18 protein-coding genes are annotated in these 25,102 nt (G+C 72.0%); 15 read left to right on the forward strand and 3 right to left on the reverse strand.

Annotation, left to right across the window (positions count from 1 at the left end; all coding sequences use genetic code 11):
• Positions 1-107 precede the first annotated feature (107 nt).
• The 6 genes from QBL25_RS25170 to sucD all read left to right on the forward strand — a co-directional run bounded on the left by QBL25_RS25170 (position 108) and on the right by sucD (position 10,356).
• Entirely contained in the window at positions 108-1,274 is a 1,167-nt protein-coding gene (locus QBL25_RS25170) for an ATP-binding protein (RefSeq protein ID WP_409059237.1), read from the forward strand.
• A gap of 84 nt (positions 1,275-1,358) precedes the next feature.
• The gene (locus QBL25_RS25175; RefSeq protein ID WP_409059238.1) at positions 1,359-3,992 is read left to right on the forward strand and encodes a DUF5682 family protein; all 2,634 of its coding nucleotides are present in this window, start codon (positions 1,359-1,361) and stop codon (positions 3,990-3,992) included.
• Between the two features lie 419 nt (positions 3,993-4,411).
• Positions 4,412-5,581, forward strand: coding sequence for a vWA domain-containing protein (locus QBL25_RS25180; protein ID WP_409059239.1), 1,170 nt, complete (start codon positions 4,412-4,414; stop codon positions 5,579-5,581).
• 1,432 nt (positions 5,582-7,013) lie between these two features.
• On the forward strand, positions 7,014-7,967 hold the full coding sequence (locus QBL25_RS25185) for a hypothetical protein (RefSeq protein WP_409059240.1): 954 nt from the start codon (positions 7,014-7,016) through the stop codon (positions 7,965-7,967).
• A gap of 304 nt (positions 7,968-8,271) precedes the next feature.
• Positions 8,272-9,450 (forward strand): ADP-forming succinate--CoA ligase subunit beta, encoded by a 1,179-nt coding sequence (sucC, locus tag QBL25_RS25190; protein ID WP_409059241.1) that lies wholly within the window; start codon positions 8,272-8,274, stop codon positions 9,448-9,450.
• A gap of 21 nt (positions 9,451-9,471) precedes the next feature.
• Positions 9,472-10,356, forward strand: coding sequence for a succinate--CoA ligase subunit alpha (sucD, locus tag QBL25_RS25195; protein WP_160506736.1), 885 nt, complete (start codon positions 9,472-9,474; stop codon positions 10,354-10,356).
• A gap of 256 nt (positions 10,357-10,612) precedes the next feature.
• Here the strand turns inward: sucD and QBL25_RS25200 are convergent, their stop codons facing one another.
• A complete protein-coding gene (locus tag QBL25_RS25200) occupies positions 10,613-11,920 on the reverse strand; it encodes a sigma factor-like helix-turn-helix DNA-binding protein (protein ID WP_409059242.1) in 1,308 nt (435 codons plus the stop codon).
• A 150-nt stretch (positions 11,921-12,070) separates the two neighbouring features.
• Between QBL25_RS25200 and QBL25_RS25205 the strand changes: the two genes are divergently transcribed.
• Positions 12,071-13,729 carry a DUF6350 family protein gene (locus QBL25_RS25205; RefSeq protein ID WP_409059243.1) on the forward strand — a complete coding sequence of 553 codons (1,659 nt, stop codon included), beginning with the start codon at positions 12,071-12,073 and terminating at the stop codon, positions 13,727-13,729.
• Between the two features lie 387 nt (positions 13,730-14,116).
• Here the strand turns inward: QBL25_RS25205 and QBL25_RS25210 are convergent, their stop codons facing one another.
• Positions 14,117-15,043 carry a hypothetical protein gene (locus QBL25_RS25210; protein WP_409059244.1) on the reverse strand — a complete coding sequence of 309 codons (927 nt, stop codon included), beginning with the start codon at positions 15,041-15,043 and terminating at the stop codon, positions 14,117-14,119.
• Positions 15,044-15,270: 227 nt separating this feature from the next.
• On the opposite strand from QBL25_RS25210, the gene purN reads away from it, so the two are divergent.
• The gene (gene purN, locus QBL25_RS25215; RefSeq protein ID WP_409059245.1) at positions 15,271-15,900 is read left to right on the forward strand and encodes a phosphoribosylglycinamide formyltransferase; all 630 of its coding nucleotides are present in this window, start codon (positions 15,271-15,273) and stop codon (positions 15,898-15,900) included.
• Positions 15,897-17,465, forward strand: coding sequence for a bifunctional phosphoribosylaminoimidazolecarboxamide formyltransferase/IMP cyclohydrolase (purH, locus tag QBL25_RS25220; RefSeq protein ID WP_409059246.1), 1,569 nt, complete (start codon positions 15,897-15,899; stop codon positions 17,463-17,465). Before purN ends, purH begins: the two co-directional genes overlap by 4 nt.
• A gap of 87 nt (positions 17,466-17,552) precedes the next feature.
• Here purH and QBL25_RS25225 read toward each other — a convergent pair whose 3' ends face one another.
• Positions 17,553-18,176 (reverse strand): hypothetical protein, encoded by a 624-nt coding sequence (locus QBL25_RS25225; RefSeq protein ID WP_409059247.1) that lies wholly within the window; start codon positions 18,174-18,176, stop codon positions 17,553-17,555.
• Positions 18,177-18,442: 266 nt separating this feature from the next.
• Here QBL25_RS25225 and QBL25_RS25230 point away from each other — a divergent pair, with 266 nt between their 5' ends.
• The 6 genes from QBL25_RS25230 to QBL25_RS25255 all read left to right on the forward strand — a co-directional run bounded on the left by QBL25_RS25230 (position 18,443) and on the right by QBL25_RS25255 (position 25,013).
• Positions 18,443-19,309 carry a bifunctional methylenetetrahydrofolate dehydrogenase/methenyltetrahydrofolate cyclohydrolase gene (locus QBL25_RS25230; protein ID WP_409059248.1) on the forward strand — a complete coding sequence of 289 codons (867 nt, stop codon included), beginning with the start codon at positions 18,443-18,445 and terminating at the stop codon, positions 19,307-19,309.
• Between the two features lie 31 nt (positions 19,310-19,340).
• On the forward strand, positions 19,341-19,850 hold the full coding sequence (locus QBL25_RS25235) for a DUF3017 domain-containing protein (protein WP_409059249.1): 510 nt from the start codon (positions 19,341-19,343) through the stop codon (positions 19,848-19,850).
• Between the two features lie 312 nt (positions 19,851-20,162).
• Complete coding sequence (locus QBL25_RS25240) at positions 20,163-21,317, forward strand: sensor histidine kinase (RefSeq protein WP_409059250.1); 1,155 nt, start codon at positions 20,163-20,165, stop codon at positions 21,315-21,317.
• Positions 21,318-22,031, forward strand: coding sequence for a response regulator (locus QBL25_RS25245; protein ID WP_409059251.1), 714 nt, complete (start codon positions 21,318-21,320; stop codon positions 22,029-22,031). It begins immediately after the preceding gene.
• A gap of 480 nt (positions 22,032-22,511) precedes the next feature.
• Positions 22,512-23,597, forward strand: coding sequence for an XRE family transcriptional regulator (locus tag QBL25_RS25250; RefSeq protein ID WP_409059252.1), 1,086 nt, complete (start codon positions 22,512-22,514; stop codon positions 23,595-23,597).
• A gap of 426 nt (positions 23,598-24,023) precedes the next feature.
• Positions 24,024-25,013: a malate dehydrogenase gene (locus tag QBL25_RS25255; protein WP_409059253.1), complete on the forward strand. Its 990-nt coding sequence runs from the start codon at positions 24,024-24,026 to the stop codon at positions 25,011-25,013.
• The last annotated feature ends 89 nt before the right edge of the window (positions 25,014-25,102 follow it).

A 25,102-nucleotide genomic window follows, 5' to 3' on the forward strand; every position in this document is an offset into this window, starting at 1 on the left:
TCTGTGCAGTTCAGAGGCTTGCGAGGGTCGATTGTCAGTGGCGTGGTGCACGGTTGGAATCACATCCGGGCCAGATGCGTCCGGACGAGTTGGAGGGGGATCGCTCCATGACCGTGTCCGTCGACTCGACGACCTCGGCGACCTCGTCGACCGAGAACCTGCCCGCCGCTGGGCCGACCGCGCACGCGGGAGAAGCGGAGGCTCTGCGGCCACACGCCGAGCACGCCTTCGCCGCCGAACTCGCGGCGCTCGCCGCGCAGGACGACCGGCCTCGGCCTGCCCGCTGGCGGCTCTCGCCCTGGGCGGTCGCGACCTATCTGCTCGGCGGCACGCTGCCCGACGGGACGGTGATCACGCCGAAGTACGTGGGGCCGCGCCGCATCGTCGAGGTCGCCGTCACCACCCTCGCCACCGACCGCGCCCTGCTCCTGCTCGGTGTGCCCGGCACCGCGAAGACATGGGTGTCCGAGCATCTGGCGGCCGCCGTCAGCGGGGACTCGACGCTGCTCGTGCAGGGCACGGCCGGCACGCCGGAAGAGGCGATCCGGTACGGCTGGAACTACGCGCAGCTGCTCGCGCACGGCCCCAGTCGCGACGCGCTCGTGCCCAGCCCCGTCATGCGGGCCATGGCAGACGGCATGACGGCACGGGTCGAGGAACTGACCCGCATCCCCGCCGACGTGCAGGACACCTTGATCACGATCCTCTCGGAAAAGACCCTGCCCATACCGGAGTTGGGCCAGGAGGTGCAGGCCGTGCGCGGCTTCAACCTCATCGCCACGGCCAACAACCGCGACCGCGGGGTCAACGACCTGTCGAGCGCGCTGCGCCGCCGGTTCAACACGGTGGTCCTGCCGCTGCCGGAGAGCGCCGACGCCGAGGTCGACATCGTCGCGCGGCGCGTCGACCAGATCGGGCGCTCGCTCGACCTGCCGTCCGGGCCCGAGGGGATCGACGAGATACGCCGCGTCGTCACCGTCTTCCGCGAGCTGCGGGACGGCGTCACGGCCGACGGGCGTACGAAGGTGAAGTCGCCGAGCGGCACCCTCTCGACGGCCGAGGCGATCTCCGTCGTGACGAACGGCCTCGCGTTGGCCGCCCACTTCGGGGACGGCGTGCTGCGGCCGGGCGATGTCGCGGCGGGCATCCTCGGCGCGGTCGTCCGCGACCCGGCGGCGGACCGGGTCATCTGGCAGGAGTACTTGGAGGCGGTGGTCCGTGAGCGTGACGGCTGGAAGGACTTCTACCGCGCGTGCCGTGAGGTGAGCGCGTGACGTACGGGGGCGGCCCGGGCGGGTCGGATACATCGGGTGCGGGCGTGACGGTGGCTGCTTCGCGGGAGAAGGGGAGGGGTGGACGTGAGCGACGAGGCGCGGGGGACGATTCGGGCTGGCGAGGGGCCTTTGCTGCTCGGGGTTAGGCATCACGGGCCGGGGTCGGCGCGTGCGGTGCGGGCCGCGCTCGACGCGGGTGCGCCCCGCGTCGTGCTGATCGAGGGGCCTCCGGAGGCCGATGGGCTGGTGGCGCTCGCGGCGGACGAGGGGATGCGGCCGCCGGTCGCGCTGCTCGCGCACGTGGTGGACGAGCCGGGCCGGTCGGCGTTCTGGCCGCTGGCGGATTTCTCGCCGGAATGGGTCGCCATCAAGTGGGCGGCGGAAGCGGGGGTCCCGGTCCGGTTCATGGACCTTCCGGCGGCGCATTCGCTGGCGCGGGACGAGGCGAAGGAGGGGGCGGAGGACGCCGCGGAGGGGGAGCCGGGCGAACCCGGGTCTGCTGACGGGGCGGACGTCGACGCGGTGCGGATCGATCCGCTTGCGGTGCTCGCCGAGACCGCCGGGTACGACGACCCCGAGCGGTGGTGGGAGGACGTCGTCGAGCACCGGGGTTCGGGCGAGGACGCGTTCGCGCCGTTCGACGCGCTGGGCGAGGCCATGGGGGCGCTGCGCGAGGAGTACGGGGCCGGCGGGTACGACCGCGACCTGGTGCGCGAGGCATACATGCGCATTCAGCTGCGGTCGGCGCAGCGGGAGTTCGGAGCGGACGACGTCGCCGTCGTGTGCGGGGCGTGGCACGTGCCCGCGCTGCGGCAGAAGGTCACCGTGGCGGCCGACCGGGCGCTGCTCAAGGGGCTGCCCAAGGTGAAGGTCGACATGACCTGGGTGCCCTGGACGCACCGCCGCCTCGCCCGGTCCAGCGGGTACGGCGCGGGGATAGCGTCGCCCGGTTGGTACGGCCATCTGTTCAGCGCGCCCGACCGGCCCGTCGAGCGCTGGCTGACCAAGGTCGCGCGGCTCTTCCGGGACGAGGACAGGATGGTGTCGTCCGCGCACGTCATCGAGGCGGTCCGGCTCGCGGACACGCTCGCCACGATGCGGGGACGGCCGCTGCCGGGGCTCACCGAGACGACGGACGCGATCCGGGCGGTGATGTGCGAGGGCTCCGACGTCCCGCTCTCCCTCGTGCACGACAAGCTCGTCGTCGGGAATGTTCTGGGGGAGGTGCCGGACTCGGCGCCGGCGGTGCCGTTGCAGCGTGACCTCACGCGGCTCCAGCGCAAGCTGCGGCTCAAACCGGAGGCGCTCGAGCGGGAGTTGGAGCTGGACCTGCGGAAGGAGACGGACGCGGCGCGCAGCAGGCTGCTGCATCGCCTCCGGCTGCTCGGGATCGGCTGGGGCGAGCCGGCCGCGTCGCGGGGCAGCACCGGTACGTTTCGGGAGACCTGGCGGCTGCGGTGGGAGCCGGAGCTTTCCGTGCGGGTGGCGGAGGCGGGGATATGGGGGACGACCGTGCAGGCGGCGGCCACCGCTCGGGCGGAGTCCGATGCCGTCGGGGCCAGGGCCCTGGCCGATGTCACCGCGCTGGCCGAGCGGTGTCTGCTGGCCGAGCTGCCGGACGCGCTGCCCGTGGTGATGCGGGTCCTCGCCGACCGGGCGGCGCTGGACGCGGACGTCGGTCACTTGGCGCAGGCGTTGCCGGCGCTGGTGCGGTCGCTCCGGTACGGGGATGTGCGGGGCACGGACACGGCCGCCCTCGGGGAGGTGGCGGTGGGCCTGGCCGAGCGGGTCTTCGTCGGACTGCCGCCCGCGTGTGCGGGGCTCGATCAGGACGCGGCGCTGGAGATGCGGGGGCATGTCGACGCGGTACACCAGGCGGTTGGCCTGCTGGGGGAGTTGGGTGCTGCGCCGGTGGGTCCTGAGGTTTCGGTGGGTCCGGTGGGTCCGGTGGGTCCGGTGGGTCCGGTGGCCTCGGTGGGCCCGGGGGAAACAGTGGGCTCAGGGGGTGACGGGACGCCTGACCAGCGTGCGAGTCCTCTGGGGGGCGACATACGGGGGCGGTGGCACTCCGTGCTCAGGGTGCTGGGGAAGCGGGACAGCATCGCGGGGGTGGTGCGGGGCCGGTGCGTGCGCATCCTGATGGACGGGGGTGCGCTGGCCGAGGGGGAGGCCGCGCGGTTCATGGGGCTCGCCCTGTCACGGGGGACGGAGCCCGCCGAAGCCGCCGCGTGGATTGAGGGGTTCGTGGGCGGTGGCTCGGGCGGGGGCATGCTCCTCGTCCACGACGAGCGGCTGCTCGGCCTGGTCGACGAGTGGCTGACCGGAGTCCCTGACCGCGCCTTCACCGACGTACTGCCGCTGCTGCGGCGCACCTTCTCGGCATACGAACCGGGTGTGCGGCGCACGCTGGGCGAGCTGGTGCGGCGCGGCCCGGAGGCGACCGGCACGGGCGGCTCGACCCTGGCGGGCGGGATCCCCGGCTTCGGACCAGAACTGGACGCCGAGCGGGCGGACGCGGTGCTGCCGGTGCTGAGTCTGCTGCTCGGGGGCGGAGGCGGAGGCGAGGACGCAGGGGGAGGCAAGGGGAGGGGAAGAGGCGAAGGCAGCGGCATAGGCAGAGGTGCGGCCGGGGCCGGGGCCGGGGCCGGGAACGTGTCAGGGGCTGGGGCCGGTGCGGGGGACGGCAGCGGTAACGGGCTTGTGGGGGTGGGGCGATGACGCGGGATGCGGTGGATGAGACGGGTGGGGTGACGGTGGAGGCGGCTGGGGGGACGGAGGCTGGCGTGGCTGGGGGAGTGGGGATGGGCGTTGCGTCAGGATCGGGGGCTGATGTGGCTGGGGGAATGAGGGCTGGCGTGGTTGGGGGAGTTGGGGTGGCGTCGGCAGCGGGGGCTGCGGGAGTTGGAGTGGATGTGGTGGCTGGTGTCGCGTCGGGATCGGGGGCTGGCGTGGTCGGGGGAATGAGGGCTGGGGGAGCGGGGGTGGCGTCGAGAGCGGGGGCTGGCGTGGTTGGGGGCGTGAGGGCTGGAGTGGTTGGGGGAGCGGGGGTGGCGTCGGGAATGGGGGCTGGCGTGGTTGGGGGAGTTGGGGTGGATGTGGTGGCTGATGTGACTGGCGTGGCTGGGGTGGGGGCTGGGATGAGTGGTGGGCGGGGGGAGGAGCGGTTGCGGCGGTGGCGGCTCGTGTTGGGTGGGGGCGCCGCCGATGGGACCGGGTGTGAGCTCGGTGGGCGGGATGCCGCCATGGACGGGGCGCTCGGGGCGCTCTATGGGGGAGGGGACGCGGGGAAGAAGGACCGGGGGCGGGACCGTTCGGCGGGGCTCGGGGCGTCCGCGCCGTCCGTGTCGCGCTGGCTCGGGGACATCCGGAAGTACTTCCCCTCGTCCGTGGTCCAGGTCATGCAGCGCGATGCCATCGAGCGGCTCGGACTCTCCACGCTGCTCCTGGAGCCCGAGATGCTGGAGGCCGTGGAAGCCGACGTCCATCTGGTGGGGACCTTGCTCTCCCTCAACAAGGCCATGCCGGAGACCACGAAGGAGACCGCGCGGGCCGTCGTGCGCAAGGTCGTCGAGGACCTGGAGAAGCGGCTCGCCACGCGTACCCGGGCCACCCTCACCGGTGCGCTCGACCGCAGCGCCCGCGTCAGCAGGCCCCGCCACCACGACATCGACTGGAACCGCACGATCGCGGTCAACCTCAAGAACTATCTGCCGCAGTACAAGACGATCGTGCCCGAGCGTCTCGTCGGGTACGGGCGTGCGGCGCAGTCCGTGAAGAAGGAGGTCATCCTCTGCATCGACCAGTCGGGCTCGATGGCCGCGTCGGTCGTCTACGCCTCGGTGTTCGGTGCGGTGCTCGGTTCGATGCGGTCGCTCAACACGCGGCTCGTCGTCTTCGACACGAACGTCGTCGATCTGACCGATCAGCTGGACGACCCGGTGGATGTCCTGTTCGGCACGCAGTTGGGGGGCGGTACCGACATCAACCGGGCGCTCGCGTACTGCCAGTCGCAGATCACCCGGCCCGCCGACACCATCGTCGTCCTCATCAGCGACCTCTACGAAGGGGGTATCCGCAACGAGATGCTGAAGCGGGTCGCGGCGATGAAGGCCTCCGGCGTGCAGTTCGTGACGCTGCTCGCGCTCTCCGACGAGGGGACGCCCGCGTACGACCGTGAACACGCGGCGGCGCTCTCGGCCCTGGACGCGCCGGCCTTCGCCTGTACCCCGGACCTCTTCCCGGAGGTGATGGCGGCGGCGATCGAAAAGCGCCCACTGCCCATACCGGACATGAATACGCATCGGTAACGGGGGACTTGCGCGAGTGCGGGAGGCCCGTGCGAGGATCGGCGGGCTTCACTCCCGGAGCGTTGCGCTCCGGTCTCGTCCGGCCCCGCAGAGGAAGCCCCCTCTGCCCAGCGGAGGAATCTCTTCGTCTTGACTCCCGCAGCAGTGGTCCTGCCCGATGCCGCCGTGCGCACGCCGCGCGCCGTGGCCGGGCGGCGTGCGCTGCAAGTGGTGTTGCTGCTGGCCGGGTTGCTCGCGCTGGGTTTCCTCTGCGGCGAGCGCGCGCAGGCGGCGGTCGGTGTGCCGGAGTCGGGGCGGGAGACCGTGCCCTCGGCTGCCTCGGCTGCCTCGGTGACATTGGCGGCCGCCGCGTCCCCGGCGTCCCCAGCGTCCCCGGCGTCCCCGGCGACTTCGGAGGCAGAGGCGGCTCCGGTGCCGGTGTCGGCAGCGCGGGCTGGGCGGCAGCAGCAAGTGGGTGGAGTCTCCGAGGGGGGCTCCGGGCTTGCGCGGGGGAACGCTTCGGAGCCTGCGGGCGCGAAGACCTCCGGTGGCGGGGCTGCGCGGGGCGGGCATGAGGCCGTGCGCGATGCCGCCGTCACGCCTGGGGTTGACGTTGCCGAGCCTGGAGTTGATGCCGCCGAGCCAGTGGTCCGGAGCGTGCGGGGTGCCGTGCCGCCGGTCGTGGACGGGGCCGCCGGGGTTCTTGAGGGTGCGTCGCAGCAGCGAGTGTTGCCTCACGCTCCCGATCTCCATGGCTTTACCGGCTATCCCGGCTTCCCTGGAAAGCTTGAGCTTCCCGGCTTCAGTGGAAAGCCCGAGCTTCCCGGCCTCCCTGGAAGGCCCGGGGTTCCAGGACTCCCAGGTGTTCCCGGGTTCCCTGATGTCCCTGGTCTTCCTGCTGGGACCGAGCTGCCGCAGCCCGGATCTTCTGCCGGTCACGATGCCGTGGATGGCGGCGGGGCGCGGTCGTCCGATGGCGAAGGGGTGCAAGGCAAGGGCTCGTACCGAGCGGGGGCCGAGGCAGGCGCTCGCGCCCTTGCCGGGACCGGAGTCCTTCGGCCGAGCGGTGGCGTCCCGTTCCCGGGTGGGTCGGACGACGTGCGCCGCACCGAGCACGGACCGTTGCCGCTCCCGTTCCCGTCCGCGCCCGGTGATCCGGTGCGGACGCTGGGCGGGCAGTCCGCCGGTGACGGAAGTTCGACGCGGCACGGTGATCCCGGTGCCGCCTCGTCCGGTGACCGTGCGCCGGTGAGGCTTCTGCCGGGTGCCGGGGCCGGTCAGGTCTCCGCGCCGATCCGCGAACGACACCGGGACATTCCCGAATTCCCTGGCTAGGGCAGCCCTTTCCCCGCGAAGACCTGCCGCGCGGGGGTGGCAAAGGTCTGCCCGCCGACCGGACGTATCTCGTACCGGATCGGATCCACAGCCAGAGTCCGAAGGATCTGAAGCACGCATGAACAAGAACATCCGTCGTTCCATCGTCATAGCCGCCGGTGTCACGGGAGCCTGGGCCCTCGGGTCCGCCGTGGCCAGCGCGGACGAGCTGCCGCAGCACTCCGTCGCCCTGCCGGACAACGCGGTCGACGCGGTCGACGCGTCCGAGGCGGTCGATGACGTCACGCTCACGGGTGACGTCGCCGGTGGCGCCCAGGACAAGGCGAAGTCCACCGTCGCCGACGTCCGGGACACCGCGAAGTCCACCGTCGCCGATGCGAAGGCCGCCGCCCCCAAGGCTCCCGAGGTCAGCGTCCCGGATGTTCGTACCCCGGACGTCACCACGCCCGAGGACTCCGTCGACTACCTCTTCGGGCCCCTCTCCGCCTTCGCTCCCGAGATCGAGGACGCCCCGGCCACCGCCACGGCGACCGCCGCGCCCATCGTCGACGAGACCGCCGAAGACGTGCTGCCGCCCGTCGCCGCCACCGCGGTCGACGGTGTCGTGCCGGTCGCCGGGCAGGCCGTCGGCGGCGTCGGTCACCTGGCGCAGGGCGTGGTGGGCGACGTGCAGCCGTTCGCCGGCGGGGTCGTCGGCGAGGTTCCGCCGTTCGCGCAGGGTGTCGTCGGCGACGACGTGCGGCCCTTCGCGGGCGGTGTCGTCGGGGCGGTCTCGCCGCTCGTGCAGACCGTCGCCGACCAGGTGCGGCCCGTCGTGCAGGGCGTCGGCGGCAGCGCGGGCGAGCTGGCGTACGGCGTCACGGGCGACGTTCACCCCTTCGCCGGTGGTGTCGTCGGGCAGGTCTCGCCCTTCGCGCAGGACCTGACCGGCACCGTCGCCCCCGACGCGCGGTCCCTCGCCGACAACGCCGTCACGGGCGTCCGGGGCGTGGCCACCTCGGTCACCCCGGACTACCTGCCGACGTACCAGCAGGCGTACAACGCGACGTACGACGCGACGCACAGCAGCTGAAACCGTTACAGCAGTACCAAGCGGTAACAAGAGCAAACGGGCGGTCCCTGGTGTCTCAGGGGCCGCCCCGCCCCTCCCCGCGGCCGCGATCTGTGACAGTCATCACCGCCCAAATGTGATCTGCGATTTAGGGACCTACGGCCCACGGCGATAACCTGCGAGACGGACATGCCGCGTACCGGACTCCGTCCTACGCCTCCCTTGTGACAGCGCAGTCACGTTGCCCTCCGCGGCACGCCCACGCAGACAGCTGACCACAAAGCAGCGAGATCGCAGCGAGATCACGGAAAAGGGACGGACGCGCGTGGACCTGTTCGAGTACCAGGCGAGGGACCTCTTCGCCAAGCACGGTGTACCGGTGCTGGCCGGTGAAGTCATCGACACGCCTGAGGCGGCGCGCGAGGCCACCGAGAAGCTGGGCGGCAAGTCGGTCGTCAAGGCACAGGTGAAGGTCGGTGGCCGCGGCAAGGCCGGCGGCGTGAAGCTGGCCGCCAACCCGGATGAGGCCGTCGCTCGCGCGACGGACATCCTCGGGATGGACATCAAGGGCCACACGGTCCACAAGGTGATGATCGCCGAGCTGTCCCCGGAGATCGAGGCGGAGTACTACGTCTCGTACCTCCTCGACCGCACCAACCGCACCTTCCTCGCCATGGCGTCGGTGCAGGGCGGCATGGACATCGAGGAGGTCGCGGAGAAGACCCCCGAGGCCCTCGCGAAGGTCCCGGTCAACGCCGTCGAAGGCGTCAACATCGAGAAGGCCCGCGAGATCGTCGCGCAGGCGAAGTTCCCGGCCGACGTGGCCGAGGGCGTCGCCGAGGCCATGGTCACCCTGTGGGACACCTTCGTCGCCGAGGACGCGCTCCTCGTCGAGGTCAACCCCCTGGTGAAGACCAAGGACGGCCGCATCCTGGCCCTGGACGGCAAGGTCTCGCTCGACGAGAACGCCGACTTCCGCCAGGCCGACCACGAGGCCCTCGAGGACAAGGACGCAGCCAACCCGCTCGAGGCTGCCGCCAAGGCCAAGAACCTCAACTACGTGAAGCTCGACGGCGAGGTCGGCATCATCGGCAACGGCGCGGGTCTCGTCATGAGCACCCTGGACGTCGTCGCGTACGCCGGTGAGGCGCACGACAACGTCAAGCCGGCCAACTTCCTCGACATCGGCGGCGGCGCTTCGGCCGAGGTCATGGCGAACGGCCTGGAGATCATCCTCGGCGACCCGGACGTCAAGTCCGTCTTCGTCAACGTCTTCGGTGGCATCACCGCTTGTGACGAGGTCGCCAACGGTATCGTCCAGGCGCTCGAGCTGCTCAAGTCCAAGGGCGAGGAAGTCACCAAGCCCCTGGTCGTGCGTCTCGACGGCAACAACGCGGAGCTGGGTCGCAAGATCCTGAGCGACGCCAACCACCCGCTCGTGCAGCGCGTGGACACCATGGACGGCGCGGCCGACAAGGCCGCCGAGCTCGCGGCCGCGAAGTAAGGGACGAGGGACAGAACAGCCATGGCTATCTTCCTCAACAAGGACAGCAAGGTCATCGTCCAGGGCATGACCGGTGCCACGGGCATGAAGCACACCAAGCTCATGCTCGGTGACGGCACGAACATCGTCGGCGGCGTGAACCCGCGCAAGGCGGGCACGAAGGTCGACTTCGACGGCACCGAGGTACCGGTCTTCGGCTCGGTCAAGGAGGCCATGGAGGCCACGGGCGCCAACGTGTCCGTCCTCTTCGTGCCCCCGGCCTTCTCCAAGGCCGCCGTCGTCGAGGCGATCGACGCCGAGATCCCCCTCGCGGTCGTCATCACCGAGGGCATCGCCGTCCACGACTCCGCCGCCTTCTGGGCGTACGCGAAGTCGAAGGGCAACAAGACCCGCATCATCGGCCCGAACTGCCCCGGTCTCATCACCCCGGGCCAGTCGAACGCCGGCATCATCCCGGGCGACATCACGAAGCCGGGCCGCATCGGCCTGGTCTCGAAGTCCGGCACGCTGACGTACCAGATGATGTACGAGCTCCGTGACATCGGCTTCTCGTCGGCCGTCGGCATCGGTGGCGACCCGGTCATCGGCACGACGCACATCGACGCCCTCGAGGCGTTCGAGGCGGACCCCGACACCGACCTGATCGTCATGATCGGTGAGATCGGCGGTGACGCCGAGGAGCGTGCGGCGGACTACATCAAGGCCAACGTGACGAAGCCGGTCGTCGGCTACGTCGCCGGCTTCACCGCGCCCGAGGGCAAGACCATGGGCCACGCCGGTGCCATCGTCTCCGGCTCCTCCGGTACGGCTGCCGCCAAGAAGGAGGCGCTCGAGGCTGCGGGCGTCAAGGTGGGCAAGACGCCTACCGAGACCGCGAAGCTTGCGCGCGCGATTCTCGCGGGCTGAAGCCGAAGTCTGAGCCAGCTTTTTGAGGTGGGCCCGCATTTCACTCACGTGAGGTGCGGGTCCACTTTTGTGTCTGTCCGCGCTTCGACCGACCGCGGGCCGTCCGTGGGCGCTCGCGCAGTTCCCCGCGCCCCTTAAAGACAAAGACTGCGCCGTTCCCCGCGCCCCTGAAGGACTGCGCCCCCGAAGGATTGCGCCGTTCGCCGCGCCCCCGAGAAAGGCTGGGCCAGGCCCCCCAAGGCCCGGCCCAGTCGTCCTACCTCGCCTCTGGTGTCAGTCTTTCTGGGCCGCTCGACAAGTCTTCTCGCAGTTTTTTGTGGAGGAGTTGGTCCGCGTACGTCAGGTGGCCCGGGCCCATTCTCGGGGGGACTCCGCTGATGGCCTTGCCCGGGGACTGGGGTGGTTCGTAGTGCGTGGGGGCCGTTCTCAGGGTGAGGGCCGTCGCGCCGACGATCAGGGCGGTGAACGCGATGGCCGCCCGGGTCCAGAACCGGGCGCGGTGCTCGCTGCCGGTGCGGACCCGGACCGCGTTCGGGGGCCGCAGTTTCTCCGCGCCGCACAGTTCGCCCAGGCGCTGGTGCAGGGCGTCGGGCGTCGCCGCCAGTTCGGGGAGCTTCTCGGCGATCGTCTCGCGCGCGTGCAGCAGCCGGTTGGCCGTCGCGGGCGTGCTCGCCTCCGTCTCGGCCGCGGTCTCGGGCAGGTCGAGCCCGACGCCGTCGTACAGCAGGAGGGCGCGGCGCTGCGCGGGCGGCAGGCTCATCAGCACCTTGAGGAACGCGCGGTCGGCCGCATCGGCGGGCGGCGCGTCGGGATGCCGGTGGGCGGGGCGCAGGCGGTGCCAGGGGGACATCGCGTACTCGTACGCCGCCGCCCGCACCCAGCCCGCCGGGTCGCGGTCCACGGCGACCTCGGGCCAGCGCTGCCAGGCGAGCTGGAAAGCGCGTTCGACGGATTCCTGAGCGAGGGTACGGCGGCCGGTGAGCAGGTACGTCTGGCGTACGAGGCCCGGGGCGCAGGTCGCGCACAGCGTGTCGAAGGCTTCGGCGGGGGTTGTCGCCGCAGTGGGCCTGGCCCCGGTGGGGGCCCCGGGCCGCGCCTCGGGCTCGGCGGCGCGCTCCGGCTCCCGTCCCGGCTCCGGGTCGGCGGGCCGGGTGACGTCCGTGGCCCGGAGCTCCGGGGCCGGTTCGGGCCGCGTGTAGCTGTTCATCGCTGCGCCCACCGGGATGCGCGCGGGGGCCTTGCCGTCCTTGGCGTCGAGGGCCGGGGCCGGCTCGCGGGCCCAGCTCGGGCTCCGTACGGGACGCTCGTCCGTGACGGCCCGCTCGTTCGAGATCTCGGCGAGCAGCTTCGCGTAGACGTCACGCCTGCGGCCGCGTGGCGTCGAGCGGCCCGATTCCCAGGCGCGGACCGTCTCCCGGGTGACGCCCACCTTCGCGGCGATCTCGGCCTGGCTCAGGTGCTTCGCCTCGCGCAGGCGGCGGCGTTCCTTCGGGGACGGCAACGAGGGGGTCCCCCTCCGCTCGGCCGCAGTCGAGCGCTTGGGGTCGGCAGGGCTCTGGGTCATGTCGGACTCTCCGCGCCGTGGGCCGTGGGCCTTCGTGCGGCGGGTCGCCGGGCGCGGCTGATCCGTCGTACGAAAAAGTACATAAACGTATCTTGAGCGACACATCCGGTATTCGCCTGTTACAGGGCGAAAGCGCGTGTCGTTGGGACCATGGCGGGCGTGACTCAAATCACCGACCGCAGCTCACCGTTGCCACCCCTGAAGACGCTGGTCGAGCGGTTTCGGGACCGCTCACCCGGACTGGCGACCTGCCTGTTCGGCGGGGCCGTCGCCGCCGGGCTCGGCCTGGGATCGTGCGCCGTCCTGGTGATGGTCCTCTGGATCAGCTCGCCCTATCCGGACAGCGGGCCCGACGGGGCGCTGCACGTGGCGGCCTCGGTGTGGCTGCTGGCCCACGGCACCGAGCTGATCAGGACGGACACGGTCTCCGGGGTCCCCGCGCCGGTCGGCGTGACCCCCTTGCTCCTGATGGCGCTGCCGGGCTGGCTCGCGCACCGGGCGGCGCGGGACGCGGCGGATCCGGAGGAGCGAGGGATGGCGCCGCGGACCGCGTGGTGCGGGGTCGTCGGCGGCTATCTGCTGGTCGGCGCCGCCGCGACGCTGTACGCCGCCGGGGGTGAGCTGCGGCCGTCCTGGCCGAGCGCGGCCCTCCATCTGCCGATGCTCGTGGCGGGGGCGGCGACCGTGGGCGTGTGGACGGCGCTCGGCCGCCCCCGGGAGCCGCTGCCTGGCGTGGTCCAGGTGGGCCTGCGCACGCTGCCCGGAGTCCTGCGTCCCTTCCTCGTACGGCGGCACTTCCGCGCCGTCACGCGGGCCGGAGCGGCCGGGACGGTGGTGCTCGTCGGCGGCGGAGCGCTTCTGGTCGCGGTGTCGCTCGCGCTGCACGGTGGCCTGGCGCGGGCGTCGTTCGCGCAGGTCACGGACGTGTGGTCGGGCCGGTTCGCGGTGCTGCTGCTGGCCGCCGCGCTGGTGCCGAACGCGGCGGTGTGGGGTGCGGCGTACGGCCTCGGGCCCGGGTTCGCGCTGGGCACCGGGAGCGTGGCGGGGCCGCTCGCCGTGAGCGCGGGGCCGCTGCTGCCGGCGTTCCCGCTGCTCGCCGCGGTGCCGGCGGAGGGGCCGGGGACGCCGTTGACCTGGGCGGCGGGCGCGGTGCCGCTGGCGGCGGGGATCGCGGTCGGGTGGTTCACGGCGGGGGCGGCGGCGCCTGCCTCCGGGGAGCGGGACCAGGCGTGGTCGCGGGGGCGGACGGCGCTGGTGGGCCTCGGAGCCGCGGCGGTGTGCGGGGCCGCGCTGGCGGGGCTCGCGGCGTTGGCGGGGGGCCCGATGGGGGTGGCCGTCCTGGCCGACTTCGGGCCGGTGTGGTGGCAGGTGGGGGCGGCGGCTCTGGGGTGGACGGCGGTGGTGGGGGTGCCGGTGGCCCTGGCGGTGCGGGGGTGGCGGGTGCGGACGCGGTGGGCTGCGCCGGGGTGGGCGTGGCCTCGCCTCGGTTTGCGCCTCGGTTTGCCGAAGCCGCGGGTTCCCCGTCTTCGGATGCGGGCGCCTCGGCTGCGGGCGCCTCAGCGGCGGGCGTCTCAGCGGCGGGCGCCTCAGCGGCGGCTGCCGGTGCCGAGGATGCCCCGGCGTCGCCCGAAGCCGGCGGTCGCGGCGCCGCCCACGCCGGAGCCCTTCGAGCCGTACGACTTCCTGCCGCGGGGCCCTGTCGGGGACGCGGGGGACTGGGGCGTGGCCGAGTGGCATGACGAGGCGGCTCGGGAGGCGCGGTGGGCGGCGCTGCGGGATGCGGATCCGGGGGGACCGCCGGGGGCCTGAGCGGCGGTAAGCCCTCCTCCACGGCTCCATCCGCCCCCTGCGGCGGCGCCCCAGGCCCGCCGCTCCGCGGCGGATCTTCCCCACCCACCCACCCACCCGATCACCCCGCGGCGAGACCATGAACGACCCCTACGTGCTCTCGCCCGCACTGCCTTGGTCGCCCCGGGGCCACCCACCCCCGCCGCTCCGCGGCGGATCTTTCCCACCCACCCACCCGATTGCCCCGCAGTGAACGGGTGGAGTGGGGCGGGTGGGAGTCTCCCCGGCGAAGCCGCCCCGAAGAGCGCCGAGGAGACCCACCCAAGCCGCATCCCGGGTCATCCCCGCTCAGCCCGGGTCATCCCCGCTCAGCCCTGCTCAGCCCTGCTCAGTCCCGCTCAGCCCTGCTCAGTCCTGCTCCGCCAAAAGCGGTCGCAGTGGCTTGGGGAGGAGGTCTTCGCATTCCTGTTGTGACTGGCTCGTCAGGGAGTCCGTCACGCACGTGTAGTAGTCCCGGTACACCAGCTGCGCGGCGAACGTCGCCGCCACCATCGCCAGCGCCAGTGACGCCGTCACCAGGCCGCTGATCGCCGCCGTCCGCTGCGGCTTCGAGCCCGCGGGGTCGCTCGTGGCCTGCTGGGCCACCGGCGCCGTCGGATCCGGCTGCTTCGGCTTCGCCCGCAGCGAGCTGATGCCCCAGTTCAGCGCGAGCGCGCCCAGGAGCAGCGCCACGTACCGCCAGCCGAAGAGCGCGAAGAAGAACGCCCACATGCCGGAGAGCAGGGCGTACCGAGCGCGGCGCTGGGCCGGGTCCGTCGGGTCCCAGCGCATGCCGGACCCGGAGCCGGACGACCCGTCGGAACCCTGGCCGCCCTGCTGGCCGGGGCGCTCGCCGAAGCCACCGCCCTGGGCGCGGCCGGGCTGCCGGTCGCTCCACTGGCTGCCCCAGGGGGAACGGCCCTGGCCGTCCTCGCCGTCGCCGCCGTTGCCCGGCCGTGGCCGCCACGGCTGGTCCGGAGTCCCCTCCGGCGGCGGCGCGAAGGGATTGTCCTCGTCCCTCCTGCCGGAGTCGCTGCCGGAGTCGCTGCCGGAACCACTCCCGGATCCGGTCCCGGAATGACTGCCGGAATCAGGCCCGGAACCGCTCCCGGAACCCTTCCCGAACTTCTTCCCGAACCTCTTTCCGGAGCCCGTGGAGTCGGAGCTGCCGGAGTCCTGGGAGTCCTGCGGCGGGGACGACGGGCGGCCGTCGCGCAGCAGCGTCGAGCCGCGCTCCCCTGCGTGCGTCAGTCCGAACGCGAGGGACAGCGGGAGGCGGAGGCTACGGTCCGGCATCAGGTGTGCGTCTTCCCCTTGGTCGAGCGAGCTTCTGATCGGCGTGACGGCATGTGACGTCTTGGTGCAGACGCTACCTTCCGGCCGCGCCCCCGTCCCGTGAGGGGCCGCACCGTGTGCCGGTATCGTTGCTGACGGTCGGCCGCTTCGTAGAGTTCCCCGTATCGCGGGGTGCGAAGCCTTTGTACGACCCTACAAAGACGCACCTCCCGAGAAAGGGCCCCGCTGTGGCCAAGAGCCCTGTGGCCAAGCGCCTGGTCGTGCTGGTCTCCGGATCAGGCACGAATCTGCAGGCTCTGCTCGACAAGATCGCGACGGACGGGACGTCGGGCTACGGCGCCGAGATCGTCGCCGTCGGCGCCGACCGCGACGGCATCGCGGGACTCGAAAGGGCCGAGCAGGCGGGGATTCCCACCTTCGTCTGCCGCGTTAAGGACCACGCGACACGCGACGAGTGGGACGCGGCCCTGGCCGAGGCGACCGCCGCGTACGAGCCCGATCTGGTCGTGTCGGCCGGGTTCATGAAGATCGTGGGGAAGGCATTCCTCGCACGGTTCGGCGGGCGGTTCGTCAACACGCACCCCGCCCTGCTGCCCAGCTTCCCGGGGGCCCACGGTGTGCGCGACGCGCTCGCGTACGGCGCGAAGGTCACGGGATGCACCGTCCACTTCGTCGACGACGGCGTCGACACCGGCCCGATCATCGCCCAGGGCGTGGTCCCGGTCGGGGATGAGGACGACGAGAGCGCTCTGCACGAGCGCATCAAGGAAGTCGAGCGAAGGCTGCTCGTCGATGTCGTGGGGCGTCTGGCCCGTAACGGCTACCGCATTGAGGGACGAAAGGTACTTATCCCGTGACCGCCGAAGGTACGCACGGTTCGCAGCGCCCGATCAAGCGCGCGCTCATCAGCGTCTATGACAAGACCGGGCTCGAGGAGCTCGCGCGCGGGCTGCACGAGGCCGGCGTCGAGCTCGTCTCGACCGGTTCGACCGCCGCGAAGATCGCCGCCACCGGGGTGCCCGTCACCAAGGTCGAGGAGCTCACCGGCTTCCCCGAGTGCCTGGACGGCCGGGTCAAGACGCTGCACCCGCGCGTGCACGCCGGGATCCTCGCCGACCTGCGCCTGGAGGACCACCGGCGCCAGCTCGCCGACCTCGGCATCGAGCCGTTCCAGCTCGTCGTCGTGAACCTCTACCCCTTCAAGGCGACCGTCGCCTCGGGCGCGACGCCCGACGAGTGCGTGGAGCAGATCGACATCGGCGGCCCCTCGATGGTCCGCGCCGCCGCCAAGAACCACCCCTCGGTGTCGGTCATCACGAGTCCCTCCCGGTACGCCGACGTGCTCGCCGCCGTCCGGGACGGCGGGTTCGACCTGACCGCCCGCAAGCGCCTGGCCGCCGAGGCGTTCCGCCACACCGCCGAGTACGACCTCGCGGTCGCCTCCTGGTTCGCGGACGACTACGCGTCGGACGGTACGGACTTCCCCGAGTTCATCGGCAGCGCGTACGCCCGCAAGAACGTCCTGCGCTACGGCGAGAACCCGCACCAGGGCGCCGCCCTCTACGTCGACGGCAATGGCGGCCTCGCCGAGGCCGAGCAGCTGCACGGCAAGGAGATGTCGTACAACAACTACACGGACACGGACGCCGCGCGCCGTGCCGCGTACGACCACGACGACCCCTGCGTCGCGATCATCAAGCACGCCAACCCCTGCGGCATCGCGATCGGCGCGAACGTCGCCGAGGCGCACCGCAAGGCGCACGCCTGCGACCCGCTCTCCGCGTTCGGCGGCGTGATCGCCGTCAACCGCCCGGTCTCCAAGGAGATGGCCGAGCAGGTCGCCGACATCTTCACCGAGGTCATCGTCGCGCCCGAGTACGAGGACGGCGCGCTCGAAGCCCTCACCAAGAAGAAGAACATCCGCGTCCTGCGCGCCCACCAGGCCCCGGCCAACACGGTGGAGGTCAAGCAGATCGACGGCGGCGCGCTCCTCCAGGTCACCGACCGCCTCCAGGCCGACGGCGACAACCCCGCCAACTGGACGCTCGCCACGGGCGAGGCCCTGAACGCGGGCGAGCTCGCCGAACTGGCCTTCGCCTGGAAGGCGTCGCGCGCGGTGAAGTCCAACGCGATCCTGCTCGCCAAGGACGGCGCCTCGGTCGGCGTCGGCATGGGCCAGGTCAACCGTGTCGACTCCGCGAAGCTCGCCGTCGAGCGGGCGGGCGAGGAGCGCGCGCACGGGGCGTACGCCGCGTCGGACGCGTTCTTCCCGTTCCCCGACGGCCTGGAGATCCTGACCGCCGCGGGCGTCAAGGCCGTGGTGCAGCCGGGCGGTTCGGTCCGCGACGAGCTGGTGATCGAGGCCGCGAAGAAGGCGGGCGTGACGATGTACTTCACCGGTACGCGGCACTTCTTCCACTGAGCGGACGGGTGGCAAAAACCCACGGGCCGTGTTCCCCTGCGCGGGGGAACACGGCCCGTGGGTGTAGGAGCTGCCTCGCCGAACGCCTCAGTAGCGGGGGCGGTTGAACCAGGCGGTGCCGCTGGGGACGACCGGAGCTATCGTGATGATGACGGCGAAGACGACCCAGATCAGCGGGCCGATGATGGCGGTCGCGAGACCCGAGTCGAGGCCCACGAAGAGAGCGATCAGGCCGACGATGCCGCCGAGCGCGCCGTAGATGACCGTGGTGATGCGGACACCCTGGCCGCCGCGGCCGAACTTCACGCCGAGCGTGATGGACAGCGCCGCGAGGGCGGCCGCGATCAGCGCGCCGATGATGGCGATGCCGGCCACCGCGTCACCGGCGTCGCTCATGCCGCTGAGGCCCAGGTCCTCGCCGCTGTCACCGGCGTCGCTGGCGATCGCGCCCACGTACAGGTAAATGATCGCGAAGAGGATCTGCACCGCCGAGATCAGGTACAGAAAGACGCGCGCCGTGACCAGGAGACCCGGCATCGACTGCTGCATCGCGTTGCCGCCCGGGTAGCCGGGGTAGGCCGGTTGCTGCGGGTAGCCGTAACCCTGCTGCGGCGGGACGCCGGGCGGGGCCTGGGGGTAGCCGTATCCGGGAGCGGCCGGGGGCTGCTGGGGCGGCTGCCCGTAGGGGTTGTTCGGGTCGCCGAAACTCATGGCGGTCTTCCTCCGTCGGGTCATGCGGGGACGACGCGGCACATCACGGAGGAATGTTCTACAGATGCGGTCCGTCCCCCCGACACTGCCCGCGGCACTGTGCCGCACATCGTTCTTTAGGCCGGGCTTATTTGTCCAGCCGCATTCCCTATGTGTTGTGCAAGTGCAACAGAGCTGGTCAGGTCTCGGGACACAGCTGAGACACAGTCGGTCCCCGGGGCCGACCTGATTGGTACCAGGCGGGTCCCATCCGGGAAGATGGGGTCATGACCGCCCAGATTCTCGATGGCAAGGCCACCGCAGCCGCGATCAAGTCCGAACTGACCGCCCGCGTGGCGGCCCTGAAGGAGAGGGGCTCCACGCCCGGTCTCGGGACCGTCCTGGTCGGTGACGACCCCGGCAGCCAGAAGTACGTCGCCGGCAAGCACCGCGACTGTGCGCAGGTCGGCATCGCCTCCATCCAGCGCGAGCTGCCCGCGACCGCGACGCAGGAGGAGATCGAGGCCGTCGTCCGCGAGCTCAACGACGACCCGGCCTGCACCGGCTACATCGTGCAACTCCCGCTCCCCAAGGGCATCGACGAGAACCGCGTCCTCGAACTCATGGACCCGGCGAAGGACGCCGACGGCCTGCACCCGACGAACCTCGGCCGCCTCGTCCTGAACGAGTCCGCGCCGCTGCCCTGCACGCCCTTCGGCATCATCACGCTGCTGCGCCAGTACGGCGTGGAGATCAACGGCGCCGAGGTCGTGGTCGTCGGCCGCGGCGTGACGATCGGCCGCTCGATGCCGCTGCTGCTCACCCGCCGCTCGGAGAACGCGACGGTCACGCAGTGCCACACCGGTACGCGCGACCTCTCGGCGCATCTGAAGCAGGCCGACATCATCGTGGCCGCGGCGGGCGTGCCGCACCTGATCAAGCCCGAGGACGTGAAGCCGGGCGCCGCGGTCCTGGACGTGGGCGTCTCGCGCGACGAGTCCGGCAAGATCGTCGGCGACGTGCACCCGGGCGTCCGGGAGATCGCCGGGTGGATCTCGCCGAACCCCGGCGGCGTCGGCCCGATGACGCGGGCCCAGCTGCTCGTCAACGTCGTCGAGGCGGCCGAGCGCGCCGCGTCCGCCGCCGCGAGCTGACGCGGGAAGCCGAACGGGAAAGGGTGAGCCCATGAGCGCCGAACCTGAGCAGGGGGCATCGCAGGCCGACGTCACGGAGACCGGGACCGAGGCCGTGGAGGACGTCGAAGCCAAGGGTGCCGTCAGCGCCCCCGGCCCCGACGGGCCGAAGAAGACCACGCGGCGCTTCCCGCTCCTGACCCGGGACACCGCGCGGCCCGAGGGCGGTGGCCGGGCCGCGCCCGGCGACGCCCCCGCGCCCGCCCGGCAGTGGCCGCTGCTCACCGTGCTCTCGACGGTGGGGCTCGGGCTGCTGCTCACGGCCTTCGACGTGTTCCGCGTCGGCACGATACTGATCGGCCTCGCGCTGCTCGCGGGCGCCGTCATGCGCTGGGCGCTGCCCGGCGTCGGCATGCTCGCGGTGCGCTCGCGCTTCACGGACATGGTCACGTACGGCTCGCTCGGCCTCGCCATCGTGCTGCTCGCGATGATGGCGCAGCCGAACCCGTGGCTCAGGATCCCGTTCCTGGGCGAGACGCTGCACCGGACGATCACGACCTAGAGGAACACGGCCCAGAGGAACACGACCTGGGCGAACGAGACCCGGCGGCCGGCGGCCGCGGGGCCGCGCACGCCACGGCGGGCGGCCCGTCCTCTCCCCCGAGGAGGACGGGCCGCCCGTTTCCGTCGCGGTCCCGCCGGCCGGAGCCGTGTGGTGCCGGTCCACGAAACTACGGCGGCGCGGCGGACGAGTCGTCCCGTGCCGGGTTGAGCTTCGGGTACTCCCTGGGGAGTACGCCCGCGGTTCCTGCAACTTCCGCGGTACCGCCGTAGTTTGACGTTCCGGTGCCCGCACCCGGGCTACGCTGCGGCGATGCGGATCCGCCCCCTCGTCGCCGACACGTCGATCGCGGTCGCCCTGACCACGGTCGCCGTGCTCCTCGGCCAGGAGTCGGTCCGCCAGGGGTGGCCCGAACTCGACGTGCCGGGTTACGTGTTGGTGGCCCTGGTCAACGTGCCGATCGCGGTCCGGAGCAAGGCCCCGCTCACCGTCCTGATCGTCGTGCACCTCGCCTGGATCGCGTACGTCACCGCCGGCTACTGGCCCGTGGTGAACACCTTCGGGCCCATGCTCGCGGTCTACACCGTGGCGTCCCTGAAGCCGCCGCGCGTCTCCCTGCCCTGTGCCGCCCTGATGAGCGCGGTCTGGATCTACTCGGGCGCGATCAGCGAGGACGCCGCGATGGCCTCCGTGATCGGGCAGGCCGTCGGATTCCCCGTGGTGATCTGGCGGTTCGGTCATGTCGCGCGCCGCTCCGCCGAGCTGGCCCGGCAGCTGAAGCGTGAGCAGGACGAGCGGGCCCGGCGCGAGGTGGCCGAGGAACGCGGGCGCATCGCACGGGAGTTGCACGACGTCGTCGCCCACCACATGTCGGTGATCTCCGTGCAGGCGGGCCTCGCGACGTTCGTCTTCTCCTCCGATCCGGCCACCGCCCGTGCCGCGCTCTCCACCATCGCGGGCACCAGCGGCGAGGCGCTGGAGGAGTTGCGCCGCATGCTGCGGGTGCTGCGGGCCCGTGAGGAGGGCGACGGCGCTCCCGACGCGCCGATGCCGGGGCTCGCGCGGCTCGGCGAGATGGTCGAGCGGGTGCGGGCCGGGGGAGTGGACGTGGAACTGCACGTCGAGGGGGCGCCGCGGCAGCTCGCCCCCGGTGTCGAGCTCTGCGCGTACCGCGTGGTCCAGGAGGCCCTGACCAACGTCCTGAAGCACGCGCGAGGGGCTGCCGCGAGGGTCGAACTCCGCTATCGGCCGCACCACGTGACGGTCTCGGTCACCAATGACGGGGAGGGGGTGATTCCGGACAGAATGGGCACGGGAAGCGGCCATGGGTTGATTGGGATGCGGGAGCGGGCCAAGCTCTACGGCGGGACGATCAGCATCGGCCCGCGGAGCGAGGGAGGGTTCGCCGTGCGCCTGACCCTGCCGACCTCCGCGCAGGCCGCATCGCAGGGGGACGACGCGACTTAGATGACCAGAGTGCTCGTGGTCGACGACCAGTTCCTCATCCGGGCGGGCCTGGTGGGGCTGCTGCGTGCCGCGCCGGGCATCGAGGTCGTGGGCGAGGCGGGTGACGGGGAGGAAGCCGTCGCGCTCGCCGCGACGACCCGGCCCGACGTGATCCTGATGGACATCCGCATGCCCGGCATGAGCGGCATCGTGGCCACCGAGAAGATCCTCGCCGAGGCGTCCGACCCGGCGCCGCGCGTCCTGGTCCTGACCACGTTCGACCTCGACGAGTACGTGTACGGAGCGCTGCGGGCCGGGGCGTCGGGCTTCCTGCTCAAGGACTCCGGGCCCGAGCGCCTGCTCGCCGCGGTGGCCGCCGTCGGTGGCGGCGACGCGCTCTTCGCGCCCAGTGTCACCTGCCGCCTGGTGGAGGCCTTCGCCCGGCAGGCGGGGGCCGGTTCCGGTGGGCCCGGGGGATCGGGCGCTCCCGGTGACGGCGGCGGCGCCGAGCCGCCGCCCGACCTGCGGGCGCTGACCCTGCGCGAGGTCGAGGTCCTGAAGCTGATCGCCACGGGCCTGTCGAACGCGGACATCGCCGACCGCCTCTACATCAGCGAGGCCACCGTCAAGACCCACCTGAACCGCACGATGTCCAAACTCGATCTGGACAGCAGGGCGCAGGCCGTGGTCGTGGCGTACGAGACGGGCCTCGTCACGCCGGGCGGCGGTCGCTGAACGACGGCCCCTGACGGCGGCCCATGGACGAAGACGACGGCCCCCGAACGAAGACGGCGCCCGTCCTCTCCCCCGTGGGAGGACGAGCGCCGCCGGTCTGTGGGGGTCCGCTCCAACGGGAACCAGCGTCATGCCCCGGCCGGTTCCGTACAAGGGAAGCTTTGCCCCTGTGGCACGGAGGTGACCATTCCGCAACGGTGTTCCCAGCCCGCAACAGTGTGTCGTCCGTCGCTGGTCGGGGTTCCGCATCGTGGGCCGTGACAACGATGGGAGACTGGACGCCGGACCGCACGGAGTGCGACGGTGCACGCCGGCGGCCCGGATGCTCCCGTACGCCCCCGGTCCGGGAACTGACATCCTGACTTTTGGCATCCCTTTGGGTAGCCCATGGCAGGAAAAGCGGGGGCTGCCTCAGAGGCAGAGCGGGGGGAACCACGCGCGGGGGCACGTTGGCACGTACGGGGGGATGAGGGGAAGCAAATGCCTCGTTGGAAGGCGCTACCGGATGAGCTGGATCCGCAGGTCAGGGAGTTCGCCAGCCAGTTGCGCAGGCTCGTCGACCGCAGTGGTCTGAGCATCGCGGCGGTGTCGGACCGCACCGGGTACAGCAAGACGTCGTGGGAGCGCTATCTGAACGGGCGGCTGCTCGCCCCGAAGGGTGCGATCGTCGCGCTCGCCGAGGTGACGGGCACCAATCCCGTGCACCTCATCACCATGTGGGAGCTCGCGGAGCGCGCCTGGAGCCGCTCCGAGATGCGCCACGACATGACCATGCAGGCGATCCGGATCTCCCAGGCGCGGGCCGCGCTCGGCGAGCTCGGCCCCAACCCGCCCAAGAGCGGCGGCAAGGGGGACAGCGGCGCCGCGCGCACCGGAGCCGCGGGAGCGGCCACCGGCTCCGCCGGGCGCCACGGCCGCGCGGGCGGCGGCGTCACCGGCGTCGCGGGCCCCGCGGGCGTCTCGCCCACGGTGCCGCCGCAGACACCGTCGTACGGACCCGTCGGCGGCCAGGGGCCCGCGGCGGCGCCGTCCGGCCCGGCCGCCCCGGCGCGAGGCGCCGACTCGCCCGACCGGCAGCGGCGGCGCAGGAAGCTGACGATGTTCCTCGCGGGGGTCGTCGGCGCGCTCGTCGTCATCGCCGCTGCGGTCTTCCTGACCGACCTGGGCAAGGACGACAAGGGCAAGGAGAGCGCGAAGCCGCCGACGACGCCGAGCACCAGCCAGAAGGACCTGCCCGCGGGCGTCGAGTGCAGCGGCAAGAGCTGCACCGGCAAGGACCCGGAGACCATGGGCTGCGGCGGCGAGCTGGCCACCACGACGACACGCGCGACGGTGGGCAAGGCCGTGGTCGAGGTCCGCTACAGCAAGACGTGCGGTGCGGCCTGGGCGCGCATCACGCAGGCGGCCCCGGGCGACAAGGTCACGATCTCCGGCGACGGCGCCAAGCAGAACGGAACGGTCAACGCGGACTTCGACGCGTACACGCCGATGGTGGCCGTCAAGGACGGTGCCACGGCGGAGGCGTGCGCGACCCTCAAGGCCGGCCAGACCGGCTGCACCAAGTAGGTCCAGACCGGCTGCACCGTGTCGGTGCAGCCGGGTCCGGAACGTCGGGAGTGACCACCGGGAGGTGGCGGCCGCCAACACAGGGGGGGGAGCGTGGCGGCCGCCTGGGGGTGTGACCACTCCCGTGGGGGTACTCGTGCGTGTGCCCGGACCTGTGCAAGACATGCCTGTTGATTTCGCGGAATTTTTCCGGAGGCCCGCGGACCCCGTCTTCCTGCGGTTCTTCGCCCTCCGACGGCGGTCGTACGCCGCGTCCGGATCTTTGTGGGGTGGGCCACACCCTCCCGGGGTTCGGGGGTCGGCGGGGCGCGATAGCCTGAGCGGCGGATCTCTCTTGATGCCAAGAGATCGATCATCGAGGGCGTCCTTGGGGATCCAGCACAAGGGGCAGGGACCCCCACCGCCAGCTGTCTTACGGAGATCGCCATGACCCGCACTCCCGTGAATGTCACCGTCACCGGCGCGGCCGGCCAGATCGGCTACGCGCTGCTCTTCCGCATCGCCTCGGGCCACCTGCTCGGCGCGGACGTGCCGGTCAATCTGCGACTGCTCGAGATCACGCCGGCCCTGAAGGCCGCCGAGGGCACCGCCATGGAGCTCGACGACTGCGCCTTCCCGCTGCTGAACTCGATCGAGATCAGCGACGACCCGAACGTCGCCTTCGACGGCGCCAACGTCGCCCTCCTCGTCGGCGCCCGCCCCCGCACCAAGGGCATGGAGCGCGGCGACCTGCTCTCCGCCAACGGCGGCATCTTCAAGCCCCAGGGCAAGGCGATCAACGACAACGCCGCGGACGACATCAAGGTCCTCGTCGTGGGCAACCCGGCCAACACGAACGCGCTCATCGCGCAGGCCGCCGCCCCGGACGTACCGGCCGAGCGCTTCACCGCGATGACCCGCCTGGACCACAACCGCGCCCTGTCGCAGCTGTCGAAGAAGACCGGCGCCCCGGTCTCCGACATCAAGCGCCTCACCATCTGGGGCAACCACTCGGCCACCCAGTACCCCGACATCTTCCACGCGGAGATCGCCGGCAAGAACGCCGCGGACGTCGTGAGCGACCAGACCTGGCTCGCCGACGAGTTCATCCCGACCGTCGCCAAGCGCGGCGCCGCGATCATCGAGGCCCGTGGCGCGTCCTCGGCCGCCTCCGCCGCCAACGCCGCCATCGACCACGTGCACACGTGGGTCAACGGCACGGCCGCCGGCGACTGGACCTCCATGGGCATCCCGTCCGACGGTTCGTACGGCGTTCCGGAGGGCCTCATCTCCTCCTTCCCCGTCACCACCAAGGACGGCAAGTACGAGATCGTCCAGGGCCTGGACATCAACGAGTTCTCGCGCACGCGCATCGACGCGTCCGTCAAGGAGCTCACCGAGGAGCGCGAGGCGGTCCGCGGCCTCGGCCTCATCTAGTACGCCCCCGTACGGCCCGTCCCGTACGGCGTTTTCTCCGCCTCGCCCCCGGCAGCCCCCATCGGCCGCCGGGGGCGAGGCGCGTGCGG

The organism is Streptomyces sp. SYP-A7185, from assembly GCF_046103685.1.
In the GTDB taxonomy this organism is placed as follows: Bacteria; Actinomycetota; Actinomycetes; order Streptomycetales; family Streptomycetaceae; genus Streptomyces.

Coding starts and splice junctions, on each gene's coding strand:
- QBL25_RS25170 (WP_409059237.1), top strand. CDS start 108: ATGACCGTGTCCGTCGACTCGACGACCTCGGCGACCTCGTCGACCGAG.
- QBL25_RS25180 (WP_409059239.1), top strand. CDS start 4,412: ATGAGTGGTGGGCGGGGGGAGGAGCGGTTGCGGCGGTGGCGGCTCGTG.
- QBL25_RS25185 (WP_409059240.1), top strand. CDS start 7,014: ATGAACAAGAACATCCGTCGTTCCATCGTCATAGCCGCCGGTGTCACG.
- sucD (WP_160506736.1), top strand. CDS start 9,472: ATGGCTATCTTCCTCAACAAGGACAGCAAGGTCATCGTCCAGGGCATG.
- QBL25_RS25200 (WP_409059242.1), bottom strand. CDS start 11,920: ATGACCCAGAGCCCTGCCGACCCCAAGCGCTCGACTGCGGCCGAGCGG.
- QBL25_RS25205 (WP_409059243.1), top strand. CDS start 12,071: ATGGCGGGCGTGACTCAAATCACCGACCGCAGCTCACCGTTGCCACCC.
- QBL25_RS25210 (WP_409059244.1), bottom strand. CDS start 15,043: ATGCCGGACCGTAGCCTCCGCCTCCCGCTGTCCCTCGCGTTCGGACTG.
- QBL25_RS25225 (WP_409059247.1), bottom strand. CDS start 18,176: ATGAGTTTCGGCGACCCGAACAACCCCTACGGGCAGCCGCCCCAGCAG.
- QBL25_RS25230 (WP_409059248.1), top strand. CDS start 18,443: ATGACCGCCCAGATTCTCGATGGCAAGGCCACCGCAGCCGCGATCAAG.
- QBL25_RS25235 (WP_409059249.1), top strand. CDS start 19,341: ATGAGCGCCGAACCTGAGCAGGGGGCATCGCAGGCCGACGTCACGGAG.
- QBL25_RS25240 (WP_409059250.1), top strand. CDS start 20,163: ATGCGGATCCGCCCCCTCGTCGCCGACACGTCGATCGCGGTCGCCCTG.
- QBL25_RS25245 (WP_409059251.1), top strand. CDS start 21,318: ATGACCAGAGTGCTCGTGGTCGACGACCAGTTCCTCATCCGGGCGGGC.
- QBL25_RS25250 (WP_409059252.1), top strand. CDS start 22,512: ATGCCTCGTTGGAAGGCGCTACCGGATGAGCTGGATCCGCAGGTCAGG.
- QBL25_RS25255 (WP_409059253.1), top strand. CDS start 24,024: ATGACCCGCACTCCCGTGAATGTCACCGTCACCGGCGCGGCCGGCCAG.